Origin of the sequence: uncultured Microbacterium sp. (assembly GCF_963524805.1) — a bacterium.
GTDB lineage: Bacteria > Actinomycetota > Actinomycetes > Actinomycetales > Microbacteriaceae > Microbacterium.
In genome coordinates this window covers 17,126-43,613 of sequence record NZ_CAURGG010000002.1, presented here as the reverse complement: position 1 = coordinate 43,613, position 26,488 = coordinate 17,126, and the positions used below count along the sequence as shown (strand labels likewise).

Sequence of the window (26,488 nt, the reverse complement as noted above, 5' to 3'; positions counted from 1 at the left end):
GGCATCCGAGCTCCGGGGGGAGCGGCCAGCCGGTTCGGCTGGCACGTATCAGGCGCGGCGGTTACCGCTGATCACTCGGAAGAGGAACACGATCAGGGCGATGACGCCGACGATGATCGCGACCCAGAGCAACCAGCTCAGTGCCGAGTTGAGTCCACCGAAGATCGCGAGGATCACGGCGATGACGATGATGATGATGAGGGCGAGGTTCATGGGAGTGTTCTCCTTCTGTCGCCGGGGATGCGAGGTTGGCACGACCCGGGTGCCTCGGGGGCACGGGTACGAGACTGTCATCCTCCTGTGTGATGGGGGGAGGGGCTTGACGGGCCCCGATCGCCGGTGATAGGCGGAATGACGCGGGTATCGATGGTGAGTACCCACGCCATCCGGCCGTGTCAAGCCCTACGGGCCGGAGGCCGGGGGTCGTACCTTCGAAGCACGTCAGAGGAGGAGACCATGCCGAAAGGACGCGGGTCCAGCAGCCTGAAGAACCCGGAGCTCCACGAGGAGCTGCGCGACGACGGTGCCTCCAAAGAGAAGGCCGCCCGGATTTCCAACGCCGTCGCACGCGACGGTCAGAAAGCCGTCGCCCGCCGCGGCGGGAAGAGCGGCGACTATGACGACTGGACGGTTCCGCGCCTGAGGGCGCGCGCGAAGGAGCTCGGGATCTCGGGCTACTCCGGCAAACGCAAGTCCGAACTCATCACGATGCTGCGCGAGCATTGACCCGCGCCGCCTCCAACGCATCAGGACAAGAGAAGACGTGGCACGACTGGTCCGGGTGCGCCCGGGAGAAGATCCGGGTTTCCGCCGCGTCCGTTCGGGCGGTGGATTCCGCTACGTCGACGCGAGCGGCGCCGCTGCGCCGGAGGTCGACCGTGAGCGCATCCGCAAGCTCGTAATCCCGCCGGCGTGGGAGGACGTCTGGATCTCGGTCGAGCCCGGCGCGCACATCCAAGCCGTCGGAGTGGACGACGCGGGCAGACGCCAGTACATGTACCACCCGCGCTGGCGCGAGCGTCGGGACCGCCGCAAGTTCTCACGCGCACTCGAGCTGGCCGCAGCGCTCCCCCACGCTCGGGGGCGTGTCACCACCGCCCTCCGGCGCGAGGGCCTGGATCGCGAGCGGGTGCTGGCGGCATCCTTCCGGCTGCTCGACGAGGCGGCGCCCCGCATCGGCTCGGCGCGCTACCTCGCCCAGCACGGCAGCCGGGGGCTGACCACCCTGCAACGACGCGATGCCACGGTCACCGGCTCGATCATCACCCTCTCGTTCCCCGGCAAGAGCGGCAAGCGCGCCTACATCGAGATCGAGGACGCCGAACTGGCCGCGGTGATGGAGGAGCTCGGCGCCGGCCGTCCGCGTTCGCCCCTGCTGTCCTATCGGCGCGGGGGTCGCCGGGTGCCGCTCACCCCTGCGGACGTCAACTCGCACGTGCGCTCGCTGACCGGTGGGGCATTCACGGCGAAGGACTTCCGCACGCTGCGCGGCACGATCATGGCAGCGGAGACGCTGGCGCGGATCGGCACCGTCGACACGGTCAAGGAGCGCAAGCGCGCCGAGACGCTGGCCGTGCGGGCCACGGCCGACGCGCTCGGGAACACGCCGGCGGTCGCCCGCAGCAGCTACATCGACCCGGCCGTGTTCACCGCCTACGAGCGCGGTCGGCTTCTGGCGCTGAACGTCTCCCCGGAGTCGGCGATCCAGAAGCTCCTGCTGGGCTGACGCTAGGGTGAGGGCGTGTCGCGACCCCCTTCCTTCCGCGCCCGGATGCTGGGGGTGGTGGTCGCCGGGGGCATGATCGGCGTCGCGCTTCGGGAGCTGCTCCTGCTCCCGTTCCCCGCGGACCCGGGTGGCTTCGCGTTGCCGGTCGCGACCATGGGCGTCAACGTCGTCGGCTCGTTCCTGCTCGGTGCGGTGATCGGTCGCCTGGGCGAGCGGCATCCGCTCACCCGTGCGTTCATCGGCACGGGGGTGCTCGGCGGATTCACCACGTACAGCGCGTTCGCCGTGCAGACCGCGGGGCTGCTGACCCCCGCGCCGGTGGCCGGGATCGCCCTCGCCGTGGTCAGCGTGCTGCTGGGACTCGCCGCCGCGGCGCTCGGATTGCGCCTGGTCCGGCCTCCTGCCGGCGGTGCGGCGGTGCGCTCGTGAGCGTCTGGACGTTCTTCGGCGCCGCTGCGGCGGGCGGGATCGGCGCCGGACTGCGATACCTCGTCGACATCCTGGTGGTGGGTACGAAGCCCACCCGGTTCCCGCTGGGCATCTTCGTCGTCAACGTGACGGGCTCGTTCGCGCTCGGCGTGCTCACGGGTCTCGGCGCGACCCGCGTCGGCGACGACGTGGCGTGGGTGATCGGCGTGGGACTGCTCGGCGGGTACACGACCTTCAGCACCGTTTCGGCCGAGTCGACGCTACTGCTGCGCTCCGGCGAGGCGCGGCGCGGATGGCTGAACGCCGCCGGCACGCTCGTCGGCGCAGTGATGGCGGCGGGCGCCGGACTGGTCGTCGGCGCCCTCCTTTAGCGCCGATTCCCGCGGTTTTCCGGGGGCTTGGTCGGCTCTTGGCCCGAGCGGGCCGTGGGATACTGAGAGCCGATACATTCACGTATCCGCCGTGGTTCGCCGCGGCACGCTCATCCGGCGATCAGCCGGGCAACCGACCTGCACCACAGTGAAGGCCACCGTGTCGAACCTCGCCGTCCTGAGCCTCAAGAACCGTGCGCTCATCGCCCTCATCACGATCGTCGCCGCGGTCTTCGGAGGCCTCGCGCTCACGAGCCTCAAGCAGGAGCTGATCCCCTCGATCGAGTTCCCGCAGCTGGTCGTCGTCTCCACCTACCCCGGCGCCTCACCCGAGGTCGTCAGCAACGATGTGTCCGAGCCCATCGAAGCGGCCATCCAGGGGGTGCCGGGGCTGGAGTCGACGTCGGCGACGAGCACGACGAACGCATCGATCATCCAGGCGTCCTTCACCTACGGCACCGATCTGGCCACCGCCGAGCAGAAGATCAATCAGGCGATCAACCGCATCAAGAGCCAGCTGCCGGAGGGCATCGAGCCGAACGTCCTCTCGGCCAGCATCGACGACTTCCCGGTGATCCAGCTCGCCGTGACCGGCTACGACGACGAGGCGACGATCCAGGAGCGCCTGGAGTCGACCGTCGTCCCGGCGCTCGAGGACGTCGACGGTGTCAATGCCGCCCAGATCGTCGGCGGCGTCGGCCAGCGCGTCACGATCACGCCCGACCCCGCGGCGCTGGCGGCGGCCGGCTACACCCCGCAGGCCATCCGCGACGCGCTCGACCAGAACGGCGTGCTCTTCCCCGGCGGGGAGATCACCGAGGACGATCAGACGCTGACGGTGCAGACGGGCTCGAAGATCACCTCCGCAGAGGAGATCGCCGCTCTCCCGCTCGTGCCCTCCACCCCGGCGCAGTTCGAGGCCGGCGCGGTGACGGTCGGCGCCGTATCCACGGTGGAGCAGACGGCAGACCCGGTGACGACCATCTCCCGCGTCGACGGCGAGCCCGCGCTGACGATCGCCGTCACCAAACTGCCGTCGGCCAACACCGTGGACGTCTCCCGCGGGGTCCTGGCCGTGCTCCCGGATCTCGAGGACAGCCTCGACGGGGCGACCTTCACCGTCGTCTTCGACCAGGCTCCCTACATCCAGCAGTCGATCGACACCCTCGCCAAGGAGGGCCTGCTCGGACTCGTGTTCGCGGTCCTGGTGATCCTCGTCTTCCTGCTCTCGGTGCGGGCGACGCTCGTCACGGCGATCTCGATCCCCACGAGCGTCCTGATCACCTTCATCGGCATCCAGGCCTTCGGCTACTCGCTCAACATCCTCACGCTCGGCGCGCTCACCATCGCGATCGGACGCGTCGTCGACGACTCCATCGTGGTCATCGAGAACATCAAGCGGCACTACGTCGGCGACGCCGACAAGATGCAGTCGATCCTGCGGGCCGTGCGCGAAGTGGCCTCGGCCATCACCGCCTCGACGATCACCACGGTGGCCGTCTTCCTGCCGATCGCCTTCGTCGGCGACGTCACCGGTGAGCTGTTCCGCCCGTTCGCGCTCACGGTGACGATCGCCATGACCGCCTCGCTGTTCGTCGCGCTCACGATCGTTCCCGTGCTGGCGTACTGGTTCCTTCGGCCGGGCAAGCCCCTGCTGGACGAAGCTGGCCGGCAGGTCGATCCCGAGGAGCCCTCCGCCCCGCCGAGCCGGCTGCAGAAGTCCTACCTCCCGATCCTGCGCTGGACGCTGCGCCACTCCTGGGTGACCCTGCTCATCGCGGTCCTGGTGCTCGTGGGGACCATCGCCCTCGCCCCGCTCATGAAGACGAACTTCCTGGGCGATTCCGGGCAGAACACGTTCACGATGACCCAGGACATCGGCCCCGCGCCCAGCCTCGCAGCCGAGGATGCCGCATCCGCCGAGGTCGAGGCGCTCCTGCTGGAGATCGACGGCATCGAGACCGTGCAGGTCTCGATCGGCTCGAGCGGATCCGCACTGCGCGACGCCTTCACGGGAGGCGGCAGCGGGATCACCTACTCGATCACCAGTGCACCGGGCGTGGACCAGGTGGCGCTGCGCGAAGAGGTGCAGGCGTCCGTCGCCGAGCTCGATGACGCCGGGGAGATCACCGTCGCGGCGGGCGGCGGCGGATTCGGGTCGACCGACATCGCGATCGATGTGACGGCCCCGGATTCGGCCACGCTGCAGGATGCGACGGATGTCGTGGTGGATGCCGTCACCGGTGCGGAGGGAGTCGGACAGGTCTCGAGCAACCTGTCGGCGTCGCTGCCGTACATCGCGGTGACCGTCGACAGCGAGAAAGCCGCGTCACTGGGGCTGTCGGAGGTCGCCGTCGGCGCCCTCGTGGCGGCCAGCGGCCAGCCGCAGCAGATCGGCACGGTCGAGATCGAGGACACGACCCTGACGGTGTACCTCGCCGCGGCCGATTCCCCCGCGACGATCGACGAGCTGCGGGAGCTGCCGATTCCGAGCGCAGCCGGTCCTGTTCCGCTGTCGGACGTGGCGACGGTCGAGGAGAGCGAAGGCCCGACCTCCATCACCACCGTCGGGGGTCAGCGCACCGCGACGGTGACCGTGACGCCGTCCACCGACGACCTCACCACCGCGAGCGCCTCGGTGAGCACCGCCCTCGCGGAGGCCGACCTGCCCGCAGGCTCCGACGCATCGCTCGGCGGCGTCGTCTCGCAGCAGCAGGATGCGTTCACCCAGCTCGGCCTGGCGCTGCTCGCGGCGATCCTCATCGTCTACATCGTGATGGTCGCGACCTTCAAGTCGCTGCGCCAGCCTCTGCTGCTGCTGATCTCCGTGCCGTTCGCCGCGACGGGCGCGATCCTGCTGCAGATCATCACCGGCGTGCCGCTCGGCGTGGCCTCGCTCATCGGCGTGCTCATGCTCATCGGCATCGTCGTGACGAACGCGATCGTGCTGGTCGACCTCGTGAACCAGTACCGCATCAAGGGCCTCACCGCCCGCGATGCGACGGTCGCCGGCGCCTCCCGCAGGCTGCGGCCCATCCTGATGACCGCGCTCGCCACGATCTTCGCGCTCACCCCGATGGCGCTCGGCATCACGGGGCAGGGCGGGTTCATCTCCCAGCCGCTGGCGATCGTCGTGATCGGCGGGCTCGTCTCTTCGACGGTGCTGACCCTCCTCGTGCTGCCGACGCTGTACAACCTCGTCGAGGGGGCGAAGGAGCGCCGCGCGCAGCGTCGCCGAGGCGATGTGTCGGCCGATGACCTGCGTGAACCCGCACTCGTCGGCGCTGCCGCCGAACCGGTGCTCACTCGCCGGGAACTGCGCGCACGCGAGGCCGCGGCAGTGGCTCCAGCCGGTGCGCCCGGGACAGCAGCCGCAGCCGAGGTCGACGTGCCGCCGATCGACGAGGTCCCGGACATCGAGGTGCCGGAGCAGGATCCCGCTGCCGATCCGGCGGCCGAGGTCGCCGCCGCCGATCACCCTGCCGACGAGCCCGCCGACATCGAGCCCGACGCCGCGCCGGCTGCCGAGTCCGAGCCCGAGGAGTCGGTGGCGGACACCGAGGCCGAGCATCCCGAGGAACTGCGCGACGATCGCGCCTGACCCGAGGACGCCTCAGCTCTGCCGCTGCAGCCAGGGCCGCAGCATCCGCGTGACCCAGGGCAGGACGAGGTAGGTCATGACCGGTGTCAGCAGGAGCGTGGCCAGCAGCACGCGCAGGGCGAGAGGCAGATCGGTGAATCCGGGGACGAAGCCGAGCGCCCACGATGCGAGAAGATTCGTCGGGAAGAAGCCGAGCCAGATCGTGACGGCCTGTTTCCAGCGAGGCGGCGGTGCGAGGATCGGCTGCTGGATCGGGCCGGTGAGGGGCACGTCGGCGCCCCGCCGCGACTCGACGTGCGTCGCGAACGGCGCGTCGAACCAGCCCTCGATCCCGGTGCGCCGCTCGACGCGCACCTCGCTCGCGAAGGCACGCCCCGATTCGAGCCACCAGGCCCGCTGCGGCGAGTCGTCCCACGCCTCCAGCGTCGGGATGTCGCGGAAGCGATAGAGCATGTACCAGAGCTCACTCGCCTCGCCCGCGCGCACCCACCCCGAGCCGAGGAAGCCGTCGAAGGTCGTCGCGAGATCGGTGCCGGCCTGCATCCACGAGGTCGCTTCGACAGCCCGGGTGGGATCGATGCGCCGCTCGATCGCGACCGTGATGGGGTTGCTGCTCGGGTTGCCGGTGGGGCGGGCGTCGGCTTGGCTCATGCATCCATCTTCGCCGGAGCCGGACGACCCGCTTCACACGCGTCAGGTGCGGGACGTCGACGTGCCTGGGTGCTCGGGCTCGGGCTGGCGCACCGCCTGGGCTCGCAGCATGCGCCGCCGCGGACGCATGCTGTGACGGGGGCGGGGAGCGCGTCGCACACCGGGTCGAGCCGTCGTATCCGCGGGCGCAGGGACGTGCTCGACACGCCGGCGCGGAGCGACCACGACGGTGCGGTGCATGCTTCCGATCCGCCCGACGGCCGGCCGTGACGGTTCATCCGCCGGCCGGCCGATCGTCCGGGCGAACAGCAGCAGCCAGTAGAAGACCTGCGCGAACACGATCAGCTCGAACGCGGCGAGATTGATGAACCCCGCGATGTACGGAGCGACCGTTGCGATGAGGCCGAGGCCCACGCGCCGGCTGGCCCGTCCGATCGCGCGGTGCATGCCGCGCAGCATCCATCGGCTGGTGGCCAGGATCACGATGAACGCGAAGACGGCGCCGGTGGACGCGCGGTCATGCAGGAACTCGTTGGTGCTGACCGGAATGACGCCCACGAAGGACAGATGGATGCCGAGCAGCGCGACCAGCAGGGGCACCACCGTCGCCGCGCGGCGATTCGTCAGCAGCGCGGTCCCCGCGTGGCGGCGCATCTCTCGGCGCAGTCCTGCGGCGAAGACCACGACGCCGACGCCCGTCAGGATGATGGTCGCGTTGAACATGTAGCCGGAGAACACGGCGAAGGTGCCGAGGCGGCTGAAGTGCAGCTGCCACCACAGCGGGTCGGGCGTGGTGGCGATCGAGATCAGCAGTCCGATGGCCAGCAGCGCGGCCGTCGTGTAGCCGATCTGAGAGGCAGTGCTCTCGCGCAGAAGCGACAGCGCGCGTGCTGCGGACGGGGTCGGTGCGGGTGCATCGGCGATGAGGGCCACGGCGGAGGTCTGGGCCTTTCATGAGGCGAGAGCGTCACGCGCTTTCGCCCTGCAGGTACTCCAGGCGCAGCCGCTTATCCCCCGGATCGTCGGTGCTGTTCAGGCAATGGTGCTCCCTCCCAGCAGGCATTGCTTTTTCCGAGAGTAGCCTTTCCGCGCGATTCCGGGCGAATCGCGTGGTCGGCGGATGTCATTCGCGCTGGCCGGTGACCCCCAGGAATCGGATGAACACGGCGATCCAGCCGAAGATGAGCGCGAACACGATGATCTCGAAGGCCGTGAGCGAGAAGTACCCGACGACGAAGAGGATCACCGACGCCACGGTCGCCGCCAGGAACGCCCACGCCGACAGGAAGTAGGCCCGGGGCATGCCCCGCAGCAGTCGGGGCCCGGCGATCAGCAGGATGAGGAACATGACCGCCATGCCGGTTGCCGACAGGTTGTGCAGGAGAAGGCTGAAATCGACCGGGAAGATGCCCACGCACGCGAGCATGATGCCCATGATGACGAACAGCGTCGACACTGTGCGCGGCGCTCGCTCGTTCGTGACGATTCCGGCGTCGGTCAGCGCTTGGAGGTCATTGGCGATGTACACGGCGAACGTCGTGACGAGCAGACCGCCCGCGATGAGGGTGCCGTTGAAGACGAAGCTCGAAAGGTCGTCGAAGGTGCCCAGTTGACTGAAGTGCACCTTCCACCACTCCGGGTCCGGCGTGGTGAGCATCGCGGTCAAGGTTCCGATCACGATGAAGGCCATCAGCAGCGACGACATCCGCTGCGTCGTCATCCTCGAAACCGAAAGGTAGACGATGTAGGCGGTGAGACCGAGGGTCACGGTCATCAGCACGATCGCCCAGAACGTGATCACCGGCAGGCCGATGAATCCGAGCGCCAGCAGCCGGAAGCCCGCATAGACGGCGAGGAAGGCCAGCGCGGTGTGCACGATCACGACCGAGATGGTGTTGACCGTGAACTTCCAGGACGCGAGCGAACGGCGCCACTCCTGACCCGGCCGATTGCGGGACCGCCAGTAGCCCGTTCCCGATGCGGCAGCCGCCACGACGGCGGCGCCGATGGCGGCGAACAGGCCGAACGCGCCGGTCGTATCGGCCAGCGGCAGGTCGGGTGCGACGAGGGCGATGAGCAGACCGTAGATGGCACCGGCCACGCCCGCGGCGGCCGCGGCGTAGATGGCCTCCGACTCGGCGCGGAGTGTGGGGGCAGGAGCGATGCCCTCTGCGGGCGGGGCGAGCGTTCGGGCGGACATGGCGCCAGTGTAGGACGGGGATGCCGCCGCAGAGGGCATCCTCCCAGGGTGATGTTGCGCGCTTCCGCTACAGTGAAGGGTCGGCTCTGGACACCGCGCGTGCTGCGCGGATGGGTTTGTGAGTCCAAGGGGCCGATGGTGGGAGCGAATCCGCTCCGGCGACCATCACGTTGAATGGCCCCCGGCCGACGATAGTCCGGGCAACTCCGTGCCGCAGTTGCGGCGTTCGCGGCAGCGAGATCCGCGCTTTGCGCGCGGGTGATGTCTGTGCGAGCTGTGGAGTGCAGTTCTGCGCTGAGACAACCCAGAAGGACATCACCATGCCCAAGAACAAGAAGGCGGCAGGCGGCCGCCCGGCCAAGAACTTCGAACCGCGCTACGGCGAGAAGAAGACGTCGTTCCACGACCGCGCCCGTCCGGGCTCCACGGCGAAGCCGGGCAGCAAGAGCCCCGGCCACCGCGGGTATCGCCCGGCCGAGGACGGCAGCACCACGGGTGGTGCGCCGCGGTCCGGCGCGCCCAAGAGCGGTGCCTCCAAGACGCGGTGGACGGCGACCCAGCGCGCCGGCCGTGACGAAGCGCGCGGCATCCGCTCGCATTCCGGCGATCGCCCGGCGCGTTCCTACGACGATCGTCCGGCGCGTTCCAGCGACCGTCCGGCGCGTTCGTACGATGACCGTCCGGCTCGTTCCAACGACCGTCCGGCGCGCTCGACTGACCGTCCGGCGCGTTCCTACGATGATCGCCCGGCTCGTTCCAGCGACCGTCCGGCGCGTTCGTACGATGACCGTCCGGCTCGTCCGGCTCGTTCGTACGATGACCGTCCGGCTCGTTCCAACGACCGTCCGGCGCGCTCGACTGACCGTCCGGCGCGTTCCTACGATGATCGCCCGGCTCGTTCCAGCGACCGTCCGGCGCGTTCGTACGATGACCGTCCCCGTCGTGATTACTCGAACGACCGCCCGGCGCGCTCGTACGATGACCGCCCCCGTCGTGACTACACGAGCGACCGCCCGCAGCGCGCGAACGACGACCGTCCCCGCGGCACTCGCCCGGCAGGTCGCTCCGACTGGAACACCGCGACCCCGCGCACCCAGGCACACGAGCAGCACGTCGACGTCGTGCACGAGCGCCTGCAGGCCGAGGCGATCCAGGCGAACGATGTCGACGGGGTGAGCTTCGGCTCGCTCGGCCTCGGCGAGAACATCGTCCGCACGCTCGCCGACCTCGGCGCGGCGGCACCGTTCGCGATCCAGGCTGCCACGATCCCCGAGATCATCGCCGGCCGCGACGTGCTCGCCCGCGGCCGGACCGGCTCCGGCAAGACGATCGCCTTCGGCGCGCCGCTCGTGGAGAACGTGCTGAAAGCCGGCGCCGGCAAGAAGCGCGAATTCGGCCGCAAGCCCAAGGCGCTCATCCTGGCGCCGACGCGTGAACTGGCGCTGCAGATCGACCGCACGATCCAGCCGATCGCCCGCAGCGTCGGCCTGTTCACGACGCAGATCTACGGCGGCGTGCCCCAGGCGCGCCAGGTCGGCGCGCTGAAGAAGGGCGTCGACATCATCATCGGCACCCCGGGGCGCATCGAGGACCTCATCACCCAGCGCAAGCTGGATCTCAGCGACGTGATGGTCGCCGTGATCGACGAGGCCGACCACATGTGCGAGCTCGGGTTCCTCGAGCCCGTGCAGCGCATCCTGCGCGAGACCGCGGACGGCTCCCAGAAGCTCCTGTTCTCGGCGACTCTCGACCGCGAGGTCTCGGCGCTCGTCGACGAGTTCCTGGTGAACCCGTCCGTGCACGAGGTCGCCGGTGAAGACCAGGCCTCGAGCACGATCGAGCACCGCATCCTCGTGATCGAGCACCGCGACAAGGCGCAGATCCTCGACCAGCTCGTCGATCGCGAGGGCAAGACGCTCGTCTTCGCTCGCACGCGCGCCTATGCCGAGATGCTCGCGGAGCAGTTCGACGACGCCGGCATCCCGGCCGTCTCGCTGCACGGAGACCTCAACCAGCAGCGCCGCACGCGCAACCTCGAGCGCCTGACGTCGGGCAGGGTGAATGTGCTCGTGGCGACCGATGTCGCTGCGCGCGGCATCCACGTGGATGACATCGATCTGGTGATCCAGGCCGATCCGCCGGACGAGTACAAGACCTACCTGCACCGCTCGGGCCGCACCGGCCGCGCGGGCAAGACCGGTCGCGTCGTGACCCTGATCACGCGGCAGCGCCAGCGAAAGATGGCCGAAATGCTCGAGCGCGCGGAGATCGAGGCGCCGTATCAGAACGTGCGTCCCGGTGACGACACGATCGAGGAGCTGGCCGGCCGCGTGCCGACCGCCGCAGAGCTCACGGCCTAGCGAGGATCAGAACGGCCCCGGGTTCACCCTGGGGCCGTTCTGCGCTTCACCGTGCCGGTCGCAGGGCCGACCGTGACGGAAGGGGGTCGTGAGGCTGCACGGTCGGCGATTGGCATCGATCTCCCGACGACTGGCATCGTCCGCGTCGTCAGTCCTGCGGCGCGAACTGGCTCACGATGAACGAGGCGCCCTGCGGATCCAGGATCACCGCTTCTCTCGTCCACTCGGTGTCGACGCGCGAAACCGCGGTGCCGCCCAGTCGCTCGGCCGCGGAAGCACTCGCATCGCGGTCTTCCACCGTGAAGCGGATCACCCAGCTCGCACGCTCCGCCCCGTCGTCGGGCGTGAGGCCCGCGATCACGTCCGCGAAGCCCGGCGGGGCGAAGGCCTGCCGTTCGTGGATGTCCGGGTCGATCGTCGCGGCCAGATGGTCCCCGTAGCCGGGAAGCCGGATCATGCCCGCACCCAGATCGGGGTCGACGCGCCAGCCGAACACCTCGCCGTAGAAGGCCAGGGATGCTGAGACATCGGGTGTGCGCAGATCACTGAAGTTCCAGGCTCCCGGCACATTCACGATCTGCGATCCCGGGTGCGCGGCCGCCTGCCAGAGATGGAAGGACGCGCCCTGCGGGTCGGTGCAGGTCGCTCCGCGTCCGAATGGCGTTCCGGGATCAGACGGCACGTCGACCGTGCCGCCTGCGTGGCTGACGGCGGCGCTCGTCGCCTCGATATCGTCGCACGCGATGAAGCTGCTCCACCCGCGGCCTCCCGTGCGCGAGATGGCCCCCACGTCCGCGCCGTCGAGCCGGGCGAAGAGGAAGGAGCCCGGGGCGCCGGGTCCGGCAGCCTCGAACGTCCACCCGAACAGCGATCCGTAGAAGCCGGACGCCTCCGCGGCATCCGGCACTTCCAGCTGTACCCAGCACGGCACGCCGTTCGGATAGGTGCGCTTCTGATCCGTCATGGCAGCGACGCTACGCCGCGTCGAGTGCCGGGCGGAAGCGTCGTTCAAAAGAGCCGGGCGGACTCCTCGCCCGCGCGCCCGCGGGAGGTCGTGACGACGTGCGTCCGCGCGGCCAGCCCCGGTGTGGCCGAGCGTCGCGGCTCGTCGTCCTCGGCCCGGCCGTCGAGCCCGTGCACCCGCAGCAGCGGCCGCACCCGCTTCGACAGCCACGAGCGGTAGGGCTTGGGGGCGTTCGCGGACGCCCCGGGATACAGGCCGAGGTATGACGACACGAGTTCCGGATGCCGCTCGCCCAGCCACTGCATGAACCACTGCTTGGCACCGGGGCGCAGGTGCAGTGCGCCGAACACGACGCGCACCGCTCCCGCTTCCTTGATCCGGGTCAACGCGTGATCGAGCGCCGGAATCGAGTCGGTCAGGTGCGGCAGGATCGGCATCAGGAAGACCGTCACCCGGAACCCCGCCTCGGACGCGGCGCGCACCGTCTCGAGCCGCGCCGCGGCGGAGGGTGTGCCGGGCTCGAGCAGCTTCTGCAGGTCGTCATCGAAGACCGCGATCGACATCGCGAGCGACACATCGACGGATGCCGCCGCCTCGCGCAGGAGCGGCAGGTCGCGTCTGAGCAGCGTGCCCTTCGTCAGGAGCGAGAACGGCGTTCCCGACTCGGTGAGTGCGGAGACGATGTCGGGCATGAGCCGGTAGCGCCCCTCCGCCCGTTGGTACGGATCGGTGTTGGTACCGAGCATGACCGCGTCTCGCGTCCAGCTGCCGCGCCGAAGCTCCTTCGCGAGCACTTCGGCGACGTTGATCTTCACGATGATCTGCGAGTCGAAGTCGCGCCCCGCGTCGAGCTCGAGATATTCGTGCGTGCCGCGGGCGTAGCAGTAGGCACAGGCATGACTGCAGCCCCGATACGGGTTCACCGTCCAGTCGAACGGCATGGCAGAAGCGCCGGGAACGTGATTGAGGGCGCTCTTGCACATCACCTCGTGGAAGGTCATGCCGGCGAACTCCGGCGTCGTGACCGAACGCACCAGGCCGTTGAGCTTCTCCAGGCCGGGCAGGGCGGCGGCATCCGCCACGCCCAATTCCTGCCCCTGCCACCGCATGGAACCATGGGAACAGAAATACGAATGTGTGTCAAGTTATGCTCGTACACAGTGTCGATGAAACGCCGTAGGAGCAGGGGGCCTCGACCCGAGGGCCGCCGCAGGGAAGAATGGGGCGAGTGACGGCACCCGAACCGCACAGCCCCCCAGCAACCCGTCGTGCCGCGAGACTCCAGCGCGAACGGGATGCTCAGCGTGCCGTCGACCCTTCCCACGCGCCGGACGAGGGCACCGCGGGCGAGCGTTCGGCGCATCCGACCCACGAGCTCGTGCACACCCGGCCGCTTCCCGTCGTCGCCGCACCCGTCGCCCTCGCGGCGCCCGACACTGCCCCTCCCGCAGACGCCGCGGCCCCGGCCACCCGCCGGAGCGGTCGCAGCCGCACCACCACGGGACCGACACCCACCCGGGTCGGCGCCCGCGCTGCCGCGGTGGCCCCCACACGCCGGGCGGCCAAAACCGCACGGCTGATGGCCCCGGCGTCCGCGCACCCACGGCACGCACGTCCGCCCCGATCGCCGCGCATGGGCATCGTCGCCAGCCTCGCGGTGATCGGCTCGCTCGTGCTCGGTTCGACGGCGACGATGACCGCAGCTCTGAACGGCGACCCGCTGAACGATGTCGCGCAGAGCCGCGTCGCGCCGCCGGCGCCCGCCGCCGCAGAAACGTCGCCGTCACCCGAGCAGACCACCCCGGAGCCGGCTCCGGTCGCCCCACTGCCGACGCCGACGCCGACGATCCAGGCGGAGCCGGTGGCGCTCGATCTGTGCAGCACGCCATCCTTCGCTGCGGCACTCGCGGCGGGTGACGACGCCGGAGCGATCGCCGCCGCCGGTGGCGCGGTGGCGTTCCGCACGGCGGTCGCCACTGGATCGGCACCCTGCGTCTCGCTCGCCGACCCGGCTCGCGTGTGGGTCGTGCTCAACAAGGCGCGCCCGAACGCGCCTCTCGACTACCGGCCCGCCGCGCTCGAGCTGCCTGCGGCAGTGCCCAGCATCGAGGGCGGTTCACTGCGGACCGATGCCGCGGCGGCGCTCTCGGCCATGGCCGCGGCGTCCGTCGCCGCTGGAGCGGGGGAGATCGCCCTGCAGAGCGGATTCCGCTCGTACGAGACGCAGCAGAGCACGTACGGGAACCAGGTCGCCGCGCAGGGGGCGGAGCAGGCGGACCAGACCAGCGCGCGCCCCGGCTTCAGCGAGCACCAGTCCGGACTGGCCGGCGACATCGTGCCGTGCGCCGGCGCATGCGGCACGCTGGACGACGTGGCCGCGTCCGTCCAGGGGCAGTGGATCGTCGCACACGCCTGGGAGTATGGCTGGATCACCCGGTACGAGGACGGCTCCACGCCCATCACCGGCTACAGCCCCGAGCCCTGGCACCTGCGCTACATCGGCCCCGAGCTCGCGCGGGCCTACCACGAGGGCGGCTGGCACACCCTCGAGGAGTTCTTCGGACTGCCTCCCGCGCCCACCTACCTCTAGCCGGCGTCGCTCCCACGTCACCAGGGCGAGGGTGGCGGCATCCCACAAAGGCGGAACCCAGTACCGCCGAGCGTGGAATGCAATGTCACAGCGGTGAAGCATGCGTCCATCGCCGTGCCATAGAATCGCCAGCGGCGACGCGGCCGGGCACCCCTTGCATGACTCGGCCCGCACCACCGATGTGGACAGAAGGGCGGGGCGCACATGGAGCGCGACATCTACGACGAGGACCACGAGGCGTTCCGCGACGTGGTCAGAGAATTCATCAAGCGCTACGCGACCGATGAGAAGCGCAAGCAGTGGGATCGCGACGGCGAGGTGGACCGGGCCACGATGCGCGCCGCCGGCGAGTCCGGCATCATCGGGCTGGCCGTCCCGGAGGAGTACGGCGGAGCCGGGATGCTGCAGGACTACCGCTTCCGCTCGGTCGTGCTCGAGGAGACCATCGGGGCGGGACTCGGCTCGCTCGCCGGTGCCCTGGGCATCCAGGACGACCTCGCGGTGCCCTACGTGGTGCACATGGGCACCGACGAGCAGAAGCAGAAGTGGCTGCCGGGCATGGCGACCGGCGAGATCCTCGGTGCGCTCGCCATGACCGAGCCGGGAGCGGGAAGCGACCTGCGCGGCATCAAGACGACAGCGAAGAAGGTCGAGGGCGGCTACATCGTCAACGGCGCCAAGACCTTCATCTCCTCGGGAAAGACCGCCGACATGGTCGTGACCTTCGTCAAGACGGGCGAAGGCAACCGCCCGGACGCGTTCAGCCTGCTGATCCTCGAAGACGGCATGCAGGGTTTCGATCACGGGAAGAAGCTCGAGAAGATGGGCTTCCACGGCTGGGACACCGCGGAGCTGTCGTTCACCGACGTCTTCGTGCCCGCCGAGAACCTGATCGGCGGCAAGGAGGGCCTCGGCTTCATCCAGCTCATGATGAACCTGCCCCTCGAGCGGCTGTCGATCGGCGTCGCAGCCGCAGCCGCCGGCGAGGCGGCCTACGTGTGGACGCGGGATTACACGCTCAGCCGTGAGGCCTTCGGCGAGCGCGTGGCCGATTTCCAGAACACGCGGTTCAAGCTGGCCGACATGTCCACCACCGTGGATGTGATGTGGGCCTACGTTGACCGGGCGATGATGCTGTACAAGGACAAGAAGCTCACGGCGGAAGAGGCCGCGAAGGTCAAGTTCTGGACCACCGATCGCGAGTGGGAGCTCCTCGATGTGGGTGTGCAGCTGCACGGCGGCTACGGCTACATCACCGAGTATCCGATCGCCCGCGCCTTCCTGGACGCCCGCGTCCACCGGATCTACGGCGGCACGAACGAGATCATGCGCGACATCGTCAGCCGGCAGATCGTGGGCAAGCGGTAGGTTGCGGTCCGTCCGCACCGCTGTCCGACTGAGGGATGCGGCTCCGAGCGCTTCGGGGCCGCATCCCTCATTTCTCTCTCCAGGTCAAGGGGTTCCCGTGCCGGAGTCCCTTGGATAGCGTCGGCGACGTTGCTCACCGGCGACATCCCCCCAAAGCCGGTCTCGACGACGAGATCGCGCGCGCGAAGGAGAACACGATGAATCTCTCTGCACGACCGTCCCCCAGAGCGTTGGCCATCAGTACGGCCGTCGCGACCGCCCTCGCACTCGCCGTACTTCCGACGAGTGCGGCATCGGCCGCCCCTGCGGCCAAGTGCGACAACCGCAACAACAACACCATTTCGAAGCTGACCGACTGCGTCACCGCAGCCGGTGTACAGGAGCATCTCGCCGCTCTTCAGTCGATCGCCGACGCGAACGACGGAAACCGCGCCGCCAACACGGACGGCTACGAGGCGAGCGTGGACTACGTCGTCGACACCCTGAAGGCCGCCGGCTGGAATGTGACGATCGACGAGTTCGACTACTTCGTCCGCGAGGCCTCAGAACTCGAGCAGCTCACTCCCACCCCCGCGCTGTGGGGCAGCGATGCCCCCACGGGAACCGGCTCGGGAGAAGTGCAGGGAACGGTCATCCCGGTCGACCTGGTGCTCGCCCAGCCCGCTGCGGTCACGAGCGGCTGCGAGGCGAGCGACTTCGACGGCCTCGACTTCTCGGGTGACAGCGATATCGCGCTCGTCCAGCGAGGAACGTGCGAATTCGGCGTGAAGGCCGCCAACGCCCAGGATGCCGGCGCCGAAGCGGTCATCATCATGAACCAGGGCAACGACCCGACACGCACCGATGTGCTGACCAACATCACGCTGATCGGCGAGAACCCGGATGAGCTGCTCATCCCGGTCGTCGGCACGTCGTACGAAGCGGGCGTCGCGCTCGCCGCGGCGGGCTCGACGGCACGTGTGCTCGTGCCTGAGCCGGTGAACTTCCCGCAGAAGAACGTGATCGCCGAACTGCCGGGCAAGAACGACGACAACGTCGTGATGGCAGGGGCCCACCTGGACTCGGTGCCCGAGGGACCCGGCATCAACGACAACGGCAGCGGTTCGGCCGCACTGCTGGAGCTCGCCCAGAACATGTCGAAGGTCAAGCCGCAGAACACGGTGCGCCTGGCATGGTGGGGCGCCGAGGAAGAGGGCCTTCTGGGCTCGACCGCCTATGTCGAGGGGCTGTCCCCCGAGGAGCAGGAGCGCATCGCGCTGTACCTGAACTTCGACATGATCGCCTCGCCGAACTACATCTTCATGGTCTACGACGGTGACGAGTCGGGCTTCGAGGCTCCGGTCGTCGTGCCGGACGGGTCGGTCGAGATCGAGGACCTGTTCGAGCGCTACTTCACCAGCGTCGGCGAGCCCTACGACGACGCCGAGTTCAGTGGTCGCAGCGACTACCAGGCGTTCATCGCGGCCGGCATCCCCGCCGGCGGACTGTTCACCGGTGCCGAAGAGATCAAGAGCGAAGAGCAGGCAGCGATCTGGGGCGGCACCGCCGGTGAAGCCTTCGACCCCTGCTACCACGCAGCGTGCGACACGATCGAGAACATCGACCTGCACGCCCTCGAGGTCAACTCCGACGCGATCGCGACGGCCGTGCTCGCCTACGCGTACTCGACGGAGCTGGTGAACGGCGTCGTCGGCGCATCGATCCCCGGCGGACTGAACCTGCCCGACCCGGCCGGTCCGGAAGACACGTGGAGCGCCGGCGGTGGTGGCTTGAGCCACGACCACGGGCACACGCTCATCGCGAGCTGACCCGATCGCGAAGAGGCCCGTCGCTGCTGCGGCGGGCCTCTTCGCGTCCTACGACAGCGGCAGCCCCCACGGCCAGAGCGCCCAGAAGATGGTTCCGGATGCCGCGACGAAGAGCACGATGAAGACGACGTCCCTGATCCGGAACGGCACGAGATGGCGCTCCGTCCGATCCGGATGCGCACCGAACGCTCGGGCGTCCATCGCGAGGGCGACCCGTTCGGCATGACGGATCGCGCTCGCCAGCAGCGGGACGACGTACCCGCTCCACCGCGCGACCGCGGCGAACGGTCCGCGACCCCCATGGGATCCGCGCACCCGATGCGCTTGCCGGATCACTCCGAGCTCGTACCCGAAACGCGGCACGAACCGGAACGCCGCCAGCGCCGTGTAGCCGATCCGGTACGGCACCCGCAGCTGCTGCACCGCCGAGCGCACCACATCGGGCCCGGTCGTGCTGAGGCCGGCGATCAGCGCGAGCGCGACGATGGCGGCGATACGCAGGCCCGTAGAGAGGCCCACGATCAGTGCCCCGCCGTACAGCGTCCACGAGCCCACCTGCCAGAGGACGACGCTCTGGTCCACGTGCGCGGGGTCCGTCCACAGCGAGAACCCGATCCCGATCGCGAGTGCGCCGACGGGGAGGCCGACCAGCAGCACCAGCGCGAGCCGGCGCGTGAAGCTGACGCCCACCAGCAGCACCGCGTAGGTCACCAACAGGAAAGCCAGCGGCGTCGCGGCATCGCGGACGAAGATGAGCAGGATCATCGCGGGGACGGGAGCCAGCAGCTTGGCGAGCGGATTCAGCCGATACAGGAAGCGTGCCGGCGCGGCGGTCACGGCATCCGCGTACGGGTCCACGTTCGCGTGCGGCACCTGCGCGGCCAGGATCGGCCCCGTCGTGGTCACACCCCACCCCCCGGCAGATCACGCAGCCGCGTGAGCCCCTGCAGTCGTGGATGGGAAGGCAGGTCTCGCAGGGCGCTCGCCAGTGGCGGGGGGCGGAGCCCGGCGCGCGCGAGCAGCTCGTCGTCGCTGAAGACGGTGGCGGTCGGACCCTGCGCGACCACGCGCCCGTCCACCATGACCACCATGCGATCGGCGTACTCGGCGACCAGCTGCATGTCGTGGGTGACCACGATGATCGTCGTGCCCTCGCGGTTGAGATCACGCAGCAGATGGAGCAGCTCGTCGGCCCGCGCGCGGTCCTGACCGAATGTCGGCTCGTCCAGCGCGAGCACGGGGGCGCCGGCGATCAGCGCCGTGCCGACCGACAAGCGCCGCTTCTGGCCGCCCGAGAGCAGGAACGGATGAGTCTGCGCCTTGCCGCGCAGGCCGAATCGGTCCAGGAGCGCCTCTGTGCGCTCACGCACCTCGGTGTCCTCGAGTCGCTGACGGCGCAGACCATGAGCGAGCTCGTCGAACACCGTGTTGGCGATGAACTGGTGCTCCGGATTCTGGAAGACGAAGCCGATGCGCGTGGACAGCGTGCGCGCATCGGCGCGGCCGACATCCAGGCCGTCGACGTGCACCGTGGCGCGCGGCGGCGAGATGACTCCGGCGACGGCCTGGATCAGACTCGTCTTGCCGGCGCCGTTCGCGCCGACGACCGCGACGAACTCGCCGGCCCCGATGTCCAGGTCCACGCCGTGCAGCACCTCGGTCCGCCCGCGGCGCAGGCTCAGCCCGCGAACGGTGATGAGGGGGGAGGCTGATCCGGTCGGCCCCTGCGGGTGCAGGTCCCCACGGTCGATCGCCCCGGGCGCGACCACTCGCGAAGCGGTCGGCGGGCTGGCGGCGACGGATGCCGGAACCTCGGCCGCCGTGAGCGCCGTGTGCAGCTCGGCCGGCGTGAGGGGCAGCGGGTCGAGCACGTAGCCCGCGCGTCGGAGGCGAAGCGCCGCCAGCGCGGAGGTCGGCAGCCACACGCCGAGCGCCAGCAGCTCGGCGGCGCGCCCGCGCAGCACCGCGTCGACCGACCCGTCCGCGACCATGCGTCCGGAATCATCCAGCACGACGGCGCGGTCGATGAAGCCGATCGCGGCGTCCAGATTGTGCTCCACGAGCAGGATCGCCCGGTCTCCCTCGGCGATGAGCTCGGCCAGCGCGCCGTAGACGTCCTCGATCCCCTGCGGGTCGAGATTCGCCGTCGGCTCGTCCAGGACGAGCAGCGTCGAGCCCATCGCGAGCGCGCAGGCGATGGCCAGGCGCTGCCTTCCGCCTCCCGACAGACGGTCCGGGTTCTCGGCGCGGCGGTCCCACAGCCCGACCCGCCGCAATGCCGTCTCCGAGCGTGCGAGCACGTCTGCCACGGGCATCCGCAGATTCTCGGGACCGAACGCGACTTCGTCCAGCACCGTTCCGGTGACCAGCTGCGCGTCCGGATCCTGGAAGACCATGCCGACCGAGGTGCTCAGCTCGGCCACGCTGCTCGCCGCGACGTCGCGACCAGCGACGTGGATGCTGCCCTGCACGTCGGCGGGCACCGCGTGCGGAATCAGACCGTCGAGCGCGAGCGTCAGCGTCGACTTGCCCGAGCCGCTCGGACCGAGCAGCAGCACGACTTCACCGGCGGCGATGTCGAAGCCGACCCCGGCGGGAGTGGCGGCATCCTCTGCGATGTGGGTGATCGCAAGATCTCGCACGCGCAGCAGGGGTACGGCGGGTGCGTTCACGGGTCTTCCAAGAGAGGGGCGGGGTGCCTCCAACCTAGCCCGCGGTCACGGGTTCAGAGCCGGCTGGAGCGGGCGACGCCGGCGCGGCGCAGGGCGGCGCCGATGGCCAGGCCCACGGCGGTCCACAGCACCGGACCCACGATGAACAGCGCGATGTACACGACCTGCCCCCACACCGGGAACCGCGACACGTCAGCGGCGAACCAGATGGGCACGGCGATCAGCACGCCGACGATCACGGCGGAGACGAAGAACCGCCACGCCTCCCAGTGCCGGTAGCGTCCGAGCGCCGCGATGCCCTCCTGCAGTGCTCCGATGAGCAGCGCCGTGCCGATGTAGCGTCCGATCCACAGGGGCACCACGGCGCTGGCGACCAGCGCGGCGACCAGGTGCGTGATCAGCGCGACCCACGGACGGCGCAGCAGCTCCTGGGCGACCACGCCGGGCAGCACGTGCACGCCGAGCACGAGCCCGTACACGAGGGGTACGGTGGCCGACACTGGTCCGCTGATCGCGCCGGCGCCCGCCGAGAGAACGCCGGTCGCAACGCCGATCGCCGCGCACGTGAGCAGGACGCTCGTCGAGATCTTGGGTGCCCGGGGCGAACGGGATGCCCGCGGTTGTGTGGCCACGTGCTCAGCGTAATGCGGCGTTCCGGGCCGAGGAGTGCGCCGGATCTCGCGCAACCCCTTTCTTCCGCGGGTTGTCGGAGTTAGGTTGACGGCACACTGCGCAGCCACGACAGCGCGCAGCCCACCACCCACCGGGAGTCCGCCATGGGTCGACGCGCCACGCGCATCGCGGCCTGCGTCGCGCTTGCGGCACTGGTGAGCGGCGGATTCGGCGCGGGTGCGGCGTACGCCGGTCCGCGAGGCGCATCCGCCTCGGACGCGCCGGCGCCGAGCCCGGTCGGAGGAGCGATCGCCCCGGTGCCGGTCGCATCCTCGACCGGCACGTACATCGTGGTTCTCGATGGCGACCCGGTGGTGGCATACCGGGGTGGCGAGCGCGGCTTCGCGGGAACCGCCGCGGCAGACGGCGAGCTCTTCGACCCGCACGCCACGCGGGCGGAGAGGTACGCCGCATTCCTGCAGAGTCGCCAGAAGCAGGTCGCCGAAGAGGCGGGGGTGGAACCGCTCGCGACCTACCAGACCGTGCTCAATGGCTTCAGCGCGAAATTGACCCCGGATGCCGCGGCCCGGGTCGCCGGGACCGCGGGGGTTCTCGCGCTCTATCCCGAGGAGATCTTCCGCCCGGACGGCGTCTCTTCCGCATCACACGCGCGCGCTGCCGTCGCTTCCGGTGTCTCACCGGCAGCCGCCGCACCGGGGTCCGGCGGCGACGGCGTCGTGGTGGGAACCATCGACACCGGCATCGAGCCGGACAGCCCCTCCTTCGCCGGCGACCGGCTCACCACGAGCAGAGCGGCCCGCGTGTATCTGGCCGGCAGCACTGTCGTCGTGCCGAAGGCCGATGGTCGCCAGTTCCGGAGTGAACGGGTAAGCGACGATGACTGGACGCGATCGGAGTACTCCACCAAGCTCGTCGGAGCGCAGTACTTCTCCGCCGGCGCAGAGGCGGCGGGTTTCGACCTGGCGCACGACGTCCTCTCCCCGAGGGATGCCGACGGACACGGATCGCGCGTCGCGGGGATCGCCGCCGGAAACACCGCGGTCGACGCGGAGATCGACGGCACGGCGTTCGGAAGCGTCTCGGGGGCTGCGCCGGACGCTCGCATCGCCTCGTACAAAGCCTGCTACGTCGGCCGCGATCCGCTCTCGAGTGCCGACGACCTCTGCGCCGGCACCGACGTGCTGGCCGCCCTGGACCGGGCGGTGTCGGACGGCGTCGATGTGATCTCGTTCTCATTGGGCGCCGAGCAGCCTGGCCAGGACTTCGGCGCTGTCGACCTGGCACTCTACGGCGCCGCGCAGGCCGGTGTGTCGGTCGCCGTGAGCGCCGGCAACGCCGGCCCGGCGCCCGGAACAGGACACGGAGGCGCGCCCTGGTACACGACGGTGGCGGCATCCACGTCGACGGGATTCGCAGCGACCGTCCGGCTCGCAGACGGCTTCGAAGCGCCGGGGGTGTCGGCGTCGGTCTCCGCGGACGCCCCGATCACCGCGCCGATCGTGTTCGCGGGCGATGCCGCGAAAGACGGGTCGGCGGATGCGCACCTCTGCTACGAGGGAACTCTGGACCCGGCCGTGGTGCAGGGTGCGATCGTGGTGTGCGACCGCGGCACCAACCCGCGGGACGAGAAAGCACGAGAAGTGAGGGACGCGGGCGGTGTCGGCATGGTGCTCGTCAACGTCGCCGACGGATCCCTGGACGCCGAGCTCGATGCGGTGCCGACCGTGCACATCGGCGCGGCCGAGCGCGCTGCGCTGCTGGCCGCCGTCCAGTCCGGCACGACCGCGAGCCTGAGTGCGGTCGACGACGGGAATGCGCCCGCGCAGATCGCCGGCTTCTCCGGGCGCGGGCCGACGGTGCGCGGCGATGTCCTGACACCCGACGTCGCAGCTCCGGGCGTCGCAGTCCTCGCCCCCTCGGTCGATGCGAGCACTGGCGCGCCGACCTGGGCGCTTTCTTCCGGCACGTCCATGGCAGCACCCGCGGTGGCCGGTCTGGCCGCCGCCTACCTGGCAGCACACCCCGGCGCGATGCCCGACGAGATCAAGTCCGCGCTCATGACGACGGCAGGTGATGCCGTCGAGGGCGATGCCGGGTTCGCCGCCGATCCGTTCGCCCAGGGTGCCGGATCGGTCGACGCGGCACGCGCCCTCGACCCCGGGCTGCTGTATCTCAGCGGACCGGCGCAGTGGCAGCGATATCTCCAGGACGGCGGGCACGGCCCGCGGCCGCCGACGGAGTCCGCGGCCGAGCCTGCCGGTGAGCTGAACCTCCCCTCGATCGCGATCCCCGAGCTCGGGCCGACGCACACCGTGACGCGGACGCTCACCGCGGCGCGCGCAGGAACCTATGAGGTCGCCGCGAGCATCCCGGGCGTCGAGGTGAGCGTGAGTCCGTCGGTGCTCACGTTCGCCGCCGCAGGCGACACCCAGACCTACACCGTCACCTTCGAGAACGACAGCGCACCGGCCGGCCTCTGGGCCACCGGATTCCTGGTGTGGACCGAGGCGGACGGCACCTGGGTGCGCTCGCCGTTGGCGGTGCGACCCGCGGCGGCGAGCCCGACGCCGGTCGCGGCCGGGGTGGGAGTCGAGGGCACCGCCGTGGCTCAGGTGGTATCGGGCTCGACGGGCGAGATCACGCTCGATGGGGCCGGGCTCGCTCGCGTCGACCTGCTCGTGGACCCGGACGAACCCGTGCAGGGTCATTCGGGCGATGGGGATTCCGGCGATGCGAACGGCCGGATCGCCTGGACCGTGCCGGTCCCCGAGGGGGCGAGGCTCGCGGAGTTCGCTCTCGCCGCGTCCGCCGATGGCCCTCGCCTGACGGTCTACCGGCTCGCCCAGCCTGAAGCCGAGACCGACGGACAGGTGTATGCCGCACGCTTCGACGCGGAAAACGCGGACGGTCTCGATCGGGTGACCCTGGTCGATCCGGAGCCGGGCTCCTACCTGGTCGTCGTGGACCTGGCCGCAGCATCCGACCACTCGGTGTGGGATCTCACGTCGGCCGTCGTGGACACCTCGTCACGATCGCTGAGCGTTGCGGCGGAGTCCACCACTGCGACCGCGGGCGAGACCATGCCGTTCACACTGTCGTGGACGGGTCTGGACCCCGGCGCCGACTATGTCGGCGTCGTGGCCTACGGCCAGACGCCCGCCCGCACCCTCGTCCGCGTGTCGGCGGGGGCCGCCGCTCCTGCCGCCGACGCTCCGCCGGTGATCAGCGGGGACGCCGTCATCGGCGGGCTGCTGCGCGTGGAGTCTCCCGAATGGGATGCGGACGAAGTCTCGATCAGCTACCAGTGGCTGCGCGACGGCGAGCCGATCGAGGCCGCCGACGAGCGGGAGTACCGCGTGCGAGGGGTGGATGCCGGAACGTCGCTCACCGCGCAGGTCACCGCTGTCGAGCGGGGCAACATCAACGCCGGCGTCGCGGTGAGCGCGCCTCTCATCGTGGAGACGCGGTCGACGGTCGCAGTGACGATGAATCGATCGACGGGCTCCGTCACAGACCGGTACACCGCCACCGTCGTCGTCACCGCCGACGGTCTCCCCGCGACCGGGACCGTCACCGTACGGGTGGACGGCACGGCGTACGTGGGCACGCTGGCCGGCGGAAGAGTGACCTTCGTGCTCCCGGCCCCGACGCGCGGCACCCATCTCGTCGTCGCTGACTACTCGGGAAGCCGCGGAGTGGCCGCGTCCGACGGCGAGACCGAATTCGCCGTCGGCGACTGAGTGGGCCATGCTCGAGCGCGCTCGCTGCTCAGATGCGTCGCTGCCGGCGAGTGAGGCGCACGCCCGGCAGGGGCGGAGCGGGCACTCGTTCGTCGCCGTGACCCACCACGTGGCCGAAGCGCGCTGAACCGGCCTCCCACTCCTCGCGTGCCTCGGCGATCTCCTCGTGCGAGCGTCCGACGAAGTTCCACCACATGACGATCTCGTCCTCGAACGGCTCGCCGCCGAGCACGAAGACGAGCGCTCCGTCCGGGGCGTCGATCTGGATGCCGTCACGCCCGATTCCGAGATAGAGCAGGTGCTGCCGGTCGACCCCGGTCCGGCCGTCGGCTCCCGCGCCCACGCTGGTGATGCCCTCCACCCCGACGATCGCGTACTCCCAGTCCGATCGCAGCGGAACCTCGACGCGCGCACCCGGTGCCAGCGCGATCTCCGCGCCGACGATGGGGGTATGCACCGTCGCCGGCGAGGCGACGCCGGCCAGCTCGCCGAGCACCACCGTCGCCGTCGCCGCGGGCTCGCCCGGCTCGGCGAGTTCGAGCGTCGGAAGGTGCTCGTGGCGCTCGAACGCGGCGACGCCGTGACGGCGCGTCTCCGGCAGGGCGACCCACAGCTGCAGGGCGTCGAGCTCGACCGGGCCGTCGCCCACGGAGTATTCCGAGTGGGCGATTCCGGCGCCGCTCGTCATGAGATTCAGGGCGCCGCGACTCAGGACCACGTCGCTGTCCATGGAGTCGCGATGGCGGATCTCACCCGCGAACGGCCACGTCACCGTCTGCAGGCCGATGTGCGGATGCGGCTCCACCCGCATGCGCGTGACCTGGGGTCCGAACCGGTCGAGGAAGCACCACGCACCGACGAGAGGAAGGTCGCGCTGCGGCAGCGAGCGGTGCACCGACATCGCCCGCACGCCCCCGAGGGGGACCTCGCGGGATTCCAGCAGCAGCGCTCGCGGACCGTCGCACTCGGCGCCGGTCTCCCGCCGGACGGCGTCATCGGCGTCCAGGCGCGTCATCGCACGAAGCCGGGTTCGTTCGGCCACACGATCTGCAGACCGTCCACGTCATGGCGCCCGAGCCAGCGCACCACGTACGGGCAGCGGGGCACGATCGTCTCGTTGCGCGCGGCGACATCCCTCAGCGCGGTGCGCACCAGGATCCCCGCGAGCCCGCGCCCTTCGAAGGCGGGGTCGACCTCGGTGTGCGTGAACACGAGCCGGCCGTGGGTGTCGATGCGGTATTCCGTGAAGCCGGCGAGGTCATCGCCGACGAGGATGTCGTAGCGGTTCTCGTCGTCGTTGCGCTCGACGCGCGGTTCGGCGTCTGCCGTGGTGTCGGGCGGGGGATTCGTGGCGGGCGTGGTCATCGGGGGTTCC

At 70.1% G+C, this 26,488-nt stretch carries 21 protein-coding genes; 10 read left to right on the top strand and 11 right to left on the bottom strand.

Features of this window, described 5'->3' with window-relative positions:
* Positions 1–48 precede the first annotated feature (48 nt).
* Entirely contained in the window at positions 49–213 is a 165-nt protein-coding gene (locus RWQ91_RS04535; protein ID WP_314502997.1) for a hypothetical protein, read from the bottom strand.
* 243 nt (positions 214–456) lie between these two features.
* Between RWQ91_RS04535 and RWQ91_RS04530 the strand changes: the two genes are divergently transcribed.
* From RWQ91_RS04530 to RWQ91_RS04510, 5 genes are all read left to right on the top strand, one after another.
* The gene (locus tag RWQ91_RS04530; protein ID WP_314502996.1) at positions 457–726 is read left to right on the top strand and encodes a Rho termination factor N-terminal domain-containing protein; all 270 of its coding nucleotides are present in this window, start codon (positions 457–459) and stop codon (positions 724–726) included.
* A 37-nt stretch (positions 727–763) separates the two neighbouring features.
* Positions 764–1,726, top strand: a complete 963-nt coding sequence (locus tag RWQ91_RS04525) for a DNA topoisomerase IB (protein WP_314502994.1) — start codon at positions 764–766, stop codon at positions 1,724–1,726.
* A gap of 15 nt (positions 1,727–1,741) precedes the next feature.
* Positions 1,742–2,155 (top strand): CrcB family protein, encoded by a 414-nt coding sequence (locus tag RWQ91_RS04520; RefSeq protein ID WP_314502992.1) that lies wholly within the window; start codon positions 1,742–1,744, stop codon positions 2,153–2,155.
* Positions 2,152–2,526: a CrcB family protein gene (locus tag RWQ91_RS04515; RefSeq protein WP_314502990.1), complete on the top strand. Its 375-nt coding sequence runs from the start codon at positions 2,152–2,154 to the stop codon at positions 2,524–2,526. Before RWQ91_RS04520 ends, RWQ91_RS04515 begins: the two co-directional genes overlap by 4 nt.
* A gap of 160 nt (positions 2,527–2,686) precedes the next feature.
* Positions 2,687–6,127 (top strand): efflux RND transporter permease subunit, encoded by a 3,441-nt coding sequence (locus tag RWQ91_RS04510; RefSeq protein WP_314502988.1) that lies wholly within the window; start codon positions 2,687–2,689, stop codon positions 6,125–6,127.
* A 12-nt stretch (positions 6,128–6,139) separates the two neighbouring features.
* Here RWQ91_RS04510 and RWQ91_RS04505 read toward each other — a convergent pair whose 3' ends face one another.
* The 3 genes from RWQ91_RS04505 to RWQ91_RS04495 all read right to left on the bottom strand — a co-directional run bounded on the left by RWQ91_RS04505 (position 6,140) and on the right by RWQ91_RS04495 (position 8,978).
* Complete coding sequence (locus RWQ91_RS04505; protein ID WP_314502986.1) at positions 6,140–6,778, bottom strand: antibiotic biosynthesis monooxygenase; 639 nt, start codon at positions 6,776–6,778, stop codon at positions 6,140–6,142.
* A 42-nt stretch (positions 6,779–6,820) separates the two neighbouring features.
* Positions 6,821–7,711, bottom strand: coding sequence for a DUF998 domain-containing protein (locus RWQ91_RS04500; RefSeq protein WP_314502984.1), 891 nt, complete (start codon positions 7,709–7,711; stop codon positions 6,821–6,823).
* Positions 7,712–7,901: 190 nt separating this feature from the next.
* A complete protein-coding gene (locus RWQ91_RS04495) occupies positions 7,902–8,978 on the bottom strand; it encodes a DUF998 domain-containing protein (protein WP_314502983.1) in 1,077 nt (358 codons plus the stop codon).
* Positions 8,979–9,298: 320 nt separating this feature from the next.
* Between RWQ91_RS04495 and RWQ91_RS04490 the strand changes: the two genes are divergently transcribed.
* Positions 9,299–11,338, top strand: coding sequence for a DEAD/DEAH box helicase (locus RWQ91_RS04490; protein WP_314502982.1), 2,040 nt, complete (start codon positions 9,299–9,301; stop codon positions 11,336–11,338).
* Positions 11,339–11,486: 148 nt separating this feature from the next.
* Here RWQ91_RS04490 and RWQ91_RS04485 read toward each other — a convergent pair whose 3' ends face one another.
* Together RWQ91_RS04485 and RWQ91_RS04480 are read right to left on the bottom strand one after the other, a co-directional pair.
* Entirely contained in the window at positions 11,487–12,302 is an 816-nt protein-coding gene (locus RWQ91_RS04485) for a VOC family protein (protein WP_314502981.1), read from the bottom strand.
* 44 nt (positions 12,303–12,346) lie between these two features.
* Positions 12,347–13,411 carry an Rv2578c family radical SAM protein gene (locus tag RWQ91_RS04480; protein WP_314502979.1) on the bottom strand — a complete coding sequence of 355 codons (1,065 nt, stop codon included), beginning with the start codon at positions 13,409–13,411 and terminating at the stop codon, positions 12,347–12,349.
* Between the two features lie 119 nt (positions 13,412–13,530).
* Between RWQ91_RS04480 and RWQ91_RS04475 the strand changes: the two genes are divergently transcribed.
* The 3 genes from RWQ91_RS04475 (at position 13,531) to RWQ91_RS04465 (ending at position 18,068) form a co-directional block, all read left to right on the top strand.
* Positions 13,531–14,892 carry a M15 family metallopeptidase gene (locus tag RWQ91_RS04475; protein WP_314502978.1) on the top strand — a complete coding sequence of 454 codons (1,362 nt, stop codon included), beginning with the start codon at positions 13,531–13,533 and terminating at the stop codon, positions 14,890–14,892.
* A 204-nt stretch (positions 14,893–15,096) separates the two neighbouring features.
* Positions 15,097–16,260: an acyl-CoA dehydrogenase family protein gene (locus RWQ91_RS04470; RefSeq protein ID WP_314502975.1), complete on the top strand. Its 1,164-nt coding sequence runs from the start codon at positions 15,097–15,099 to the stop codon at positions 16,258–16,260.
* Positions 16,261–16,457: 197 nt separating this feature from the next.
* Complete coding sequence (locus RWQ91_RS04465; protein WP_314502973.1) at positions 16,458–18,068, top strand: M28 family metallopeptidase; 1,611 nt, start codon at positions 16,458–16,460, stop codon at positions 18,066–18,068.
* Positions 18,069–18,116: 48 nt separating this feature from the next.
* Here RWQ91_RS04465 and RWQ91_RS04460 read toward each other — a convergent pair whose 3' ends face one another.
* Genes RWQ91_RS04460 through RWQ91_RS04450 form a run of 3 tightly spaced genes read right to left on the bottom strand, consistent with a single transcriptional unit; the run spans position 18,117 to position 21,372 of the window.
* Positions 18,117–18,974, bottom strand: a complete 858-nt coding sequence (locus RWQ91_RS04460) for an energy-coupling factor transporter transmembrane component T family protein (RefSeq protein WP_399545874.1) — start codon at positions 18,972–18,974, stop codon at positions 18,117–18,119.
* Entirely contained in the window at positions 18,971–20,740 is a 1,770-nt protein-coding gene (locus tag RWQ91_RS04455; protein WP_314502971.1) for an ATP-binding cassette domain-containing protein, read from the bottom strand. The genes RWQ91_RS04460 and RWQ91_RS04455 overlap by 4 nt, the downstream gene beginning before the upstream one ends.
* 53 nt (positions 20,741–20,793) lie before the next feature.
* Positions 20,794–21,372, bottom strand: a complete 579-nt coding sequence (locus RWQ91_RS04450) for an ECF transporter S component (RefSeq protein WP_314502969.1) — start codon at positions 21,370–21,372, stop codon at positions 20,794–20,796.
* 144 nt (positions 21,373–21,516) lie between these two features.
* On the opposite strand from RWQ91_RS04450, the gene RWQ91_RS04445 reads away from it, so the two are divergent.
* The gene (locus RWQ91_RS04445) at positions 21,517–25,113 is read left to right on the top strand and encodes a S8 family serine peptidase (RefSeq protein ID WP_314502967.1); all 3,597 of its coding nucleotides are present in this window, start codon (positions 21,517–21,519) and stop codon (positions 25,111–25,113) included.
* Positions 25,114–25,141: 28 nt separating this feature from the next.
* Here the strand turns inward: RWQ91_RS04445 and RWQ91_RS04440 are convergent, their stop codons facing one another.
* A complete protein-coding gene (locus tag RWQ91_RS04440; protein ID WP_314502965.1) occupies positions 25,142–26,128 on the bottom strand; it encodes a pirin family protein in 987 nt (328 codons plus the stop codon).
* The gene (locus tag RWQ91_RS04435; protein WP_314502963.1) at positions 26,125–26,478 is read right to left on the bottom strand and encodes a GNAT family N-acetyltransferase; all 354 of its coding nucleotides are present in this window, start codon (positions 26,476–26,478) and stop codon (positions 26,125–26,127) included. The genes RWQ91_RS04440 and RWQ91_RS04435 overlap by 4 nt, the downstream gene beginning before the upstream one ends.
* Positions 26,479–26,488: the final 10 nt, after the last annotated feature.

Excerpts from the sequence above, each read along its gene's own strand:
- RWQ91_RS04495 (WP_314502983.1), bottom strand. The coding sequence starts at position 8,978 with ATGTCCGCCCGAACGCTCGCCCCGCCCGCAGAGGGCATCGCTCCTGCC.
- RWQ91_RS04485 (WP_314502981.1), bottom strand. The coding sequence starts at position 12,302 with ATGACGGATCAGAAGCGCACCTATCCGAACGGCGTGCCGTGCTGGGTA.
- RWQ91_RS04445 (WP_314502967.1), top strand. The coding sequence starts at position 21,517 with ATGGGTCGACGCGCCACGCGCATCGCGGCCTGCGTCGCGCTTGCGGCA.
- RWQ91_RS04465 (WP_314502973.1), top strand. The coding sequence starts at position 16,458 with ATGAATCTCTCTGCACGACCGTCCCCCAGAGCGTTGGCCATCAGTACG.
- RWQ91_RS04435 (WP_314502963.1), bottom strand. The coding sequence starts at position 26,478 with ATGACCACGCCCGCCACGAATCCCCCGCCCGACACCACGGCAGACGCC.
- RWQ91_RS04530 (WP_314502996.1), top strand. The coding sequence starts at position 457 with ATGCCGAAAGGACGCGGGTCCAGCAGCCTGAAGAACCCGGAGCTCCAC.
- RWQ91_RS04505 (WP_314502986.1), bottom strand. The coding sequence starts at position 6,778 with ATGAGCCAAGCCGACGCCCGCCCCACCGGCAACCCGAGCAGCAACCCC.
- RWQ91_RS04440 (WP_314502965.1), bottom strand. The coding sequence starts at position 26,128 with ATGACGCGCCTGGACGCCGATGACGCCGTCCGGCGGGAGACCGGCGCC.
- RWQ91_RS04490 (WP_314502982.1), top strand. The coding sequence starts at position 9,299 with ATGCCCAAGAACAAGAAGGCGGCAGGCGGCCGCCCGGCCAAGAACTTC.
- RWQ91_RS04535 (WP_314502997.1), bottom strand. The coding sequence starts at position 213 with ATGAACCTCGCCCTCATCATCATCATCGTCATCGCCGTGATCCTCGCG.
- RWQ91_RS04470 (WP_314502975.1), top strand. The coding sequence starts at position 15,097 with ATGGAGCGCGACATCTACGACGAGGACCACGAGGCGTTCCGCGACGTG.
- RWQ91_RS04480 (WP_314502979.1), bottom strand. The coding sequence starts at position 13,411 with ATGCGGTGGCAGGGGCAGGAATTGGGCGTGGCGGATGCCGCCGCCCTG.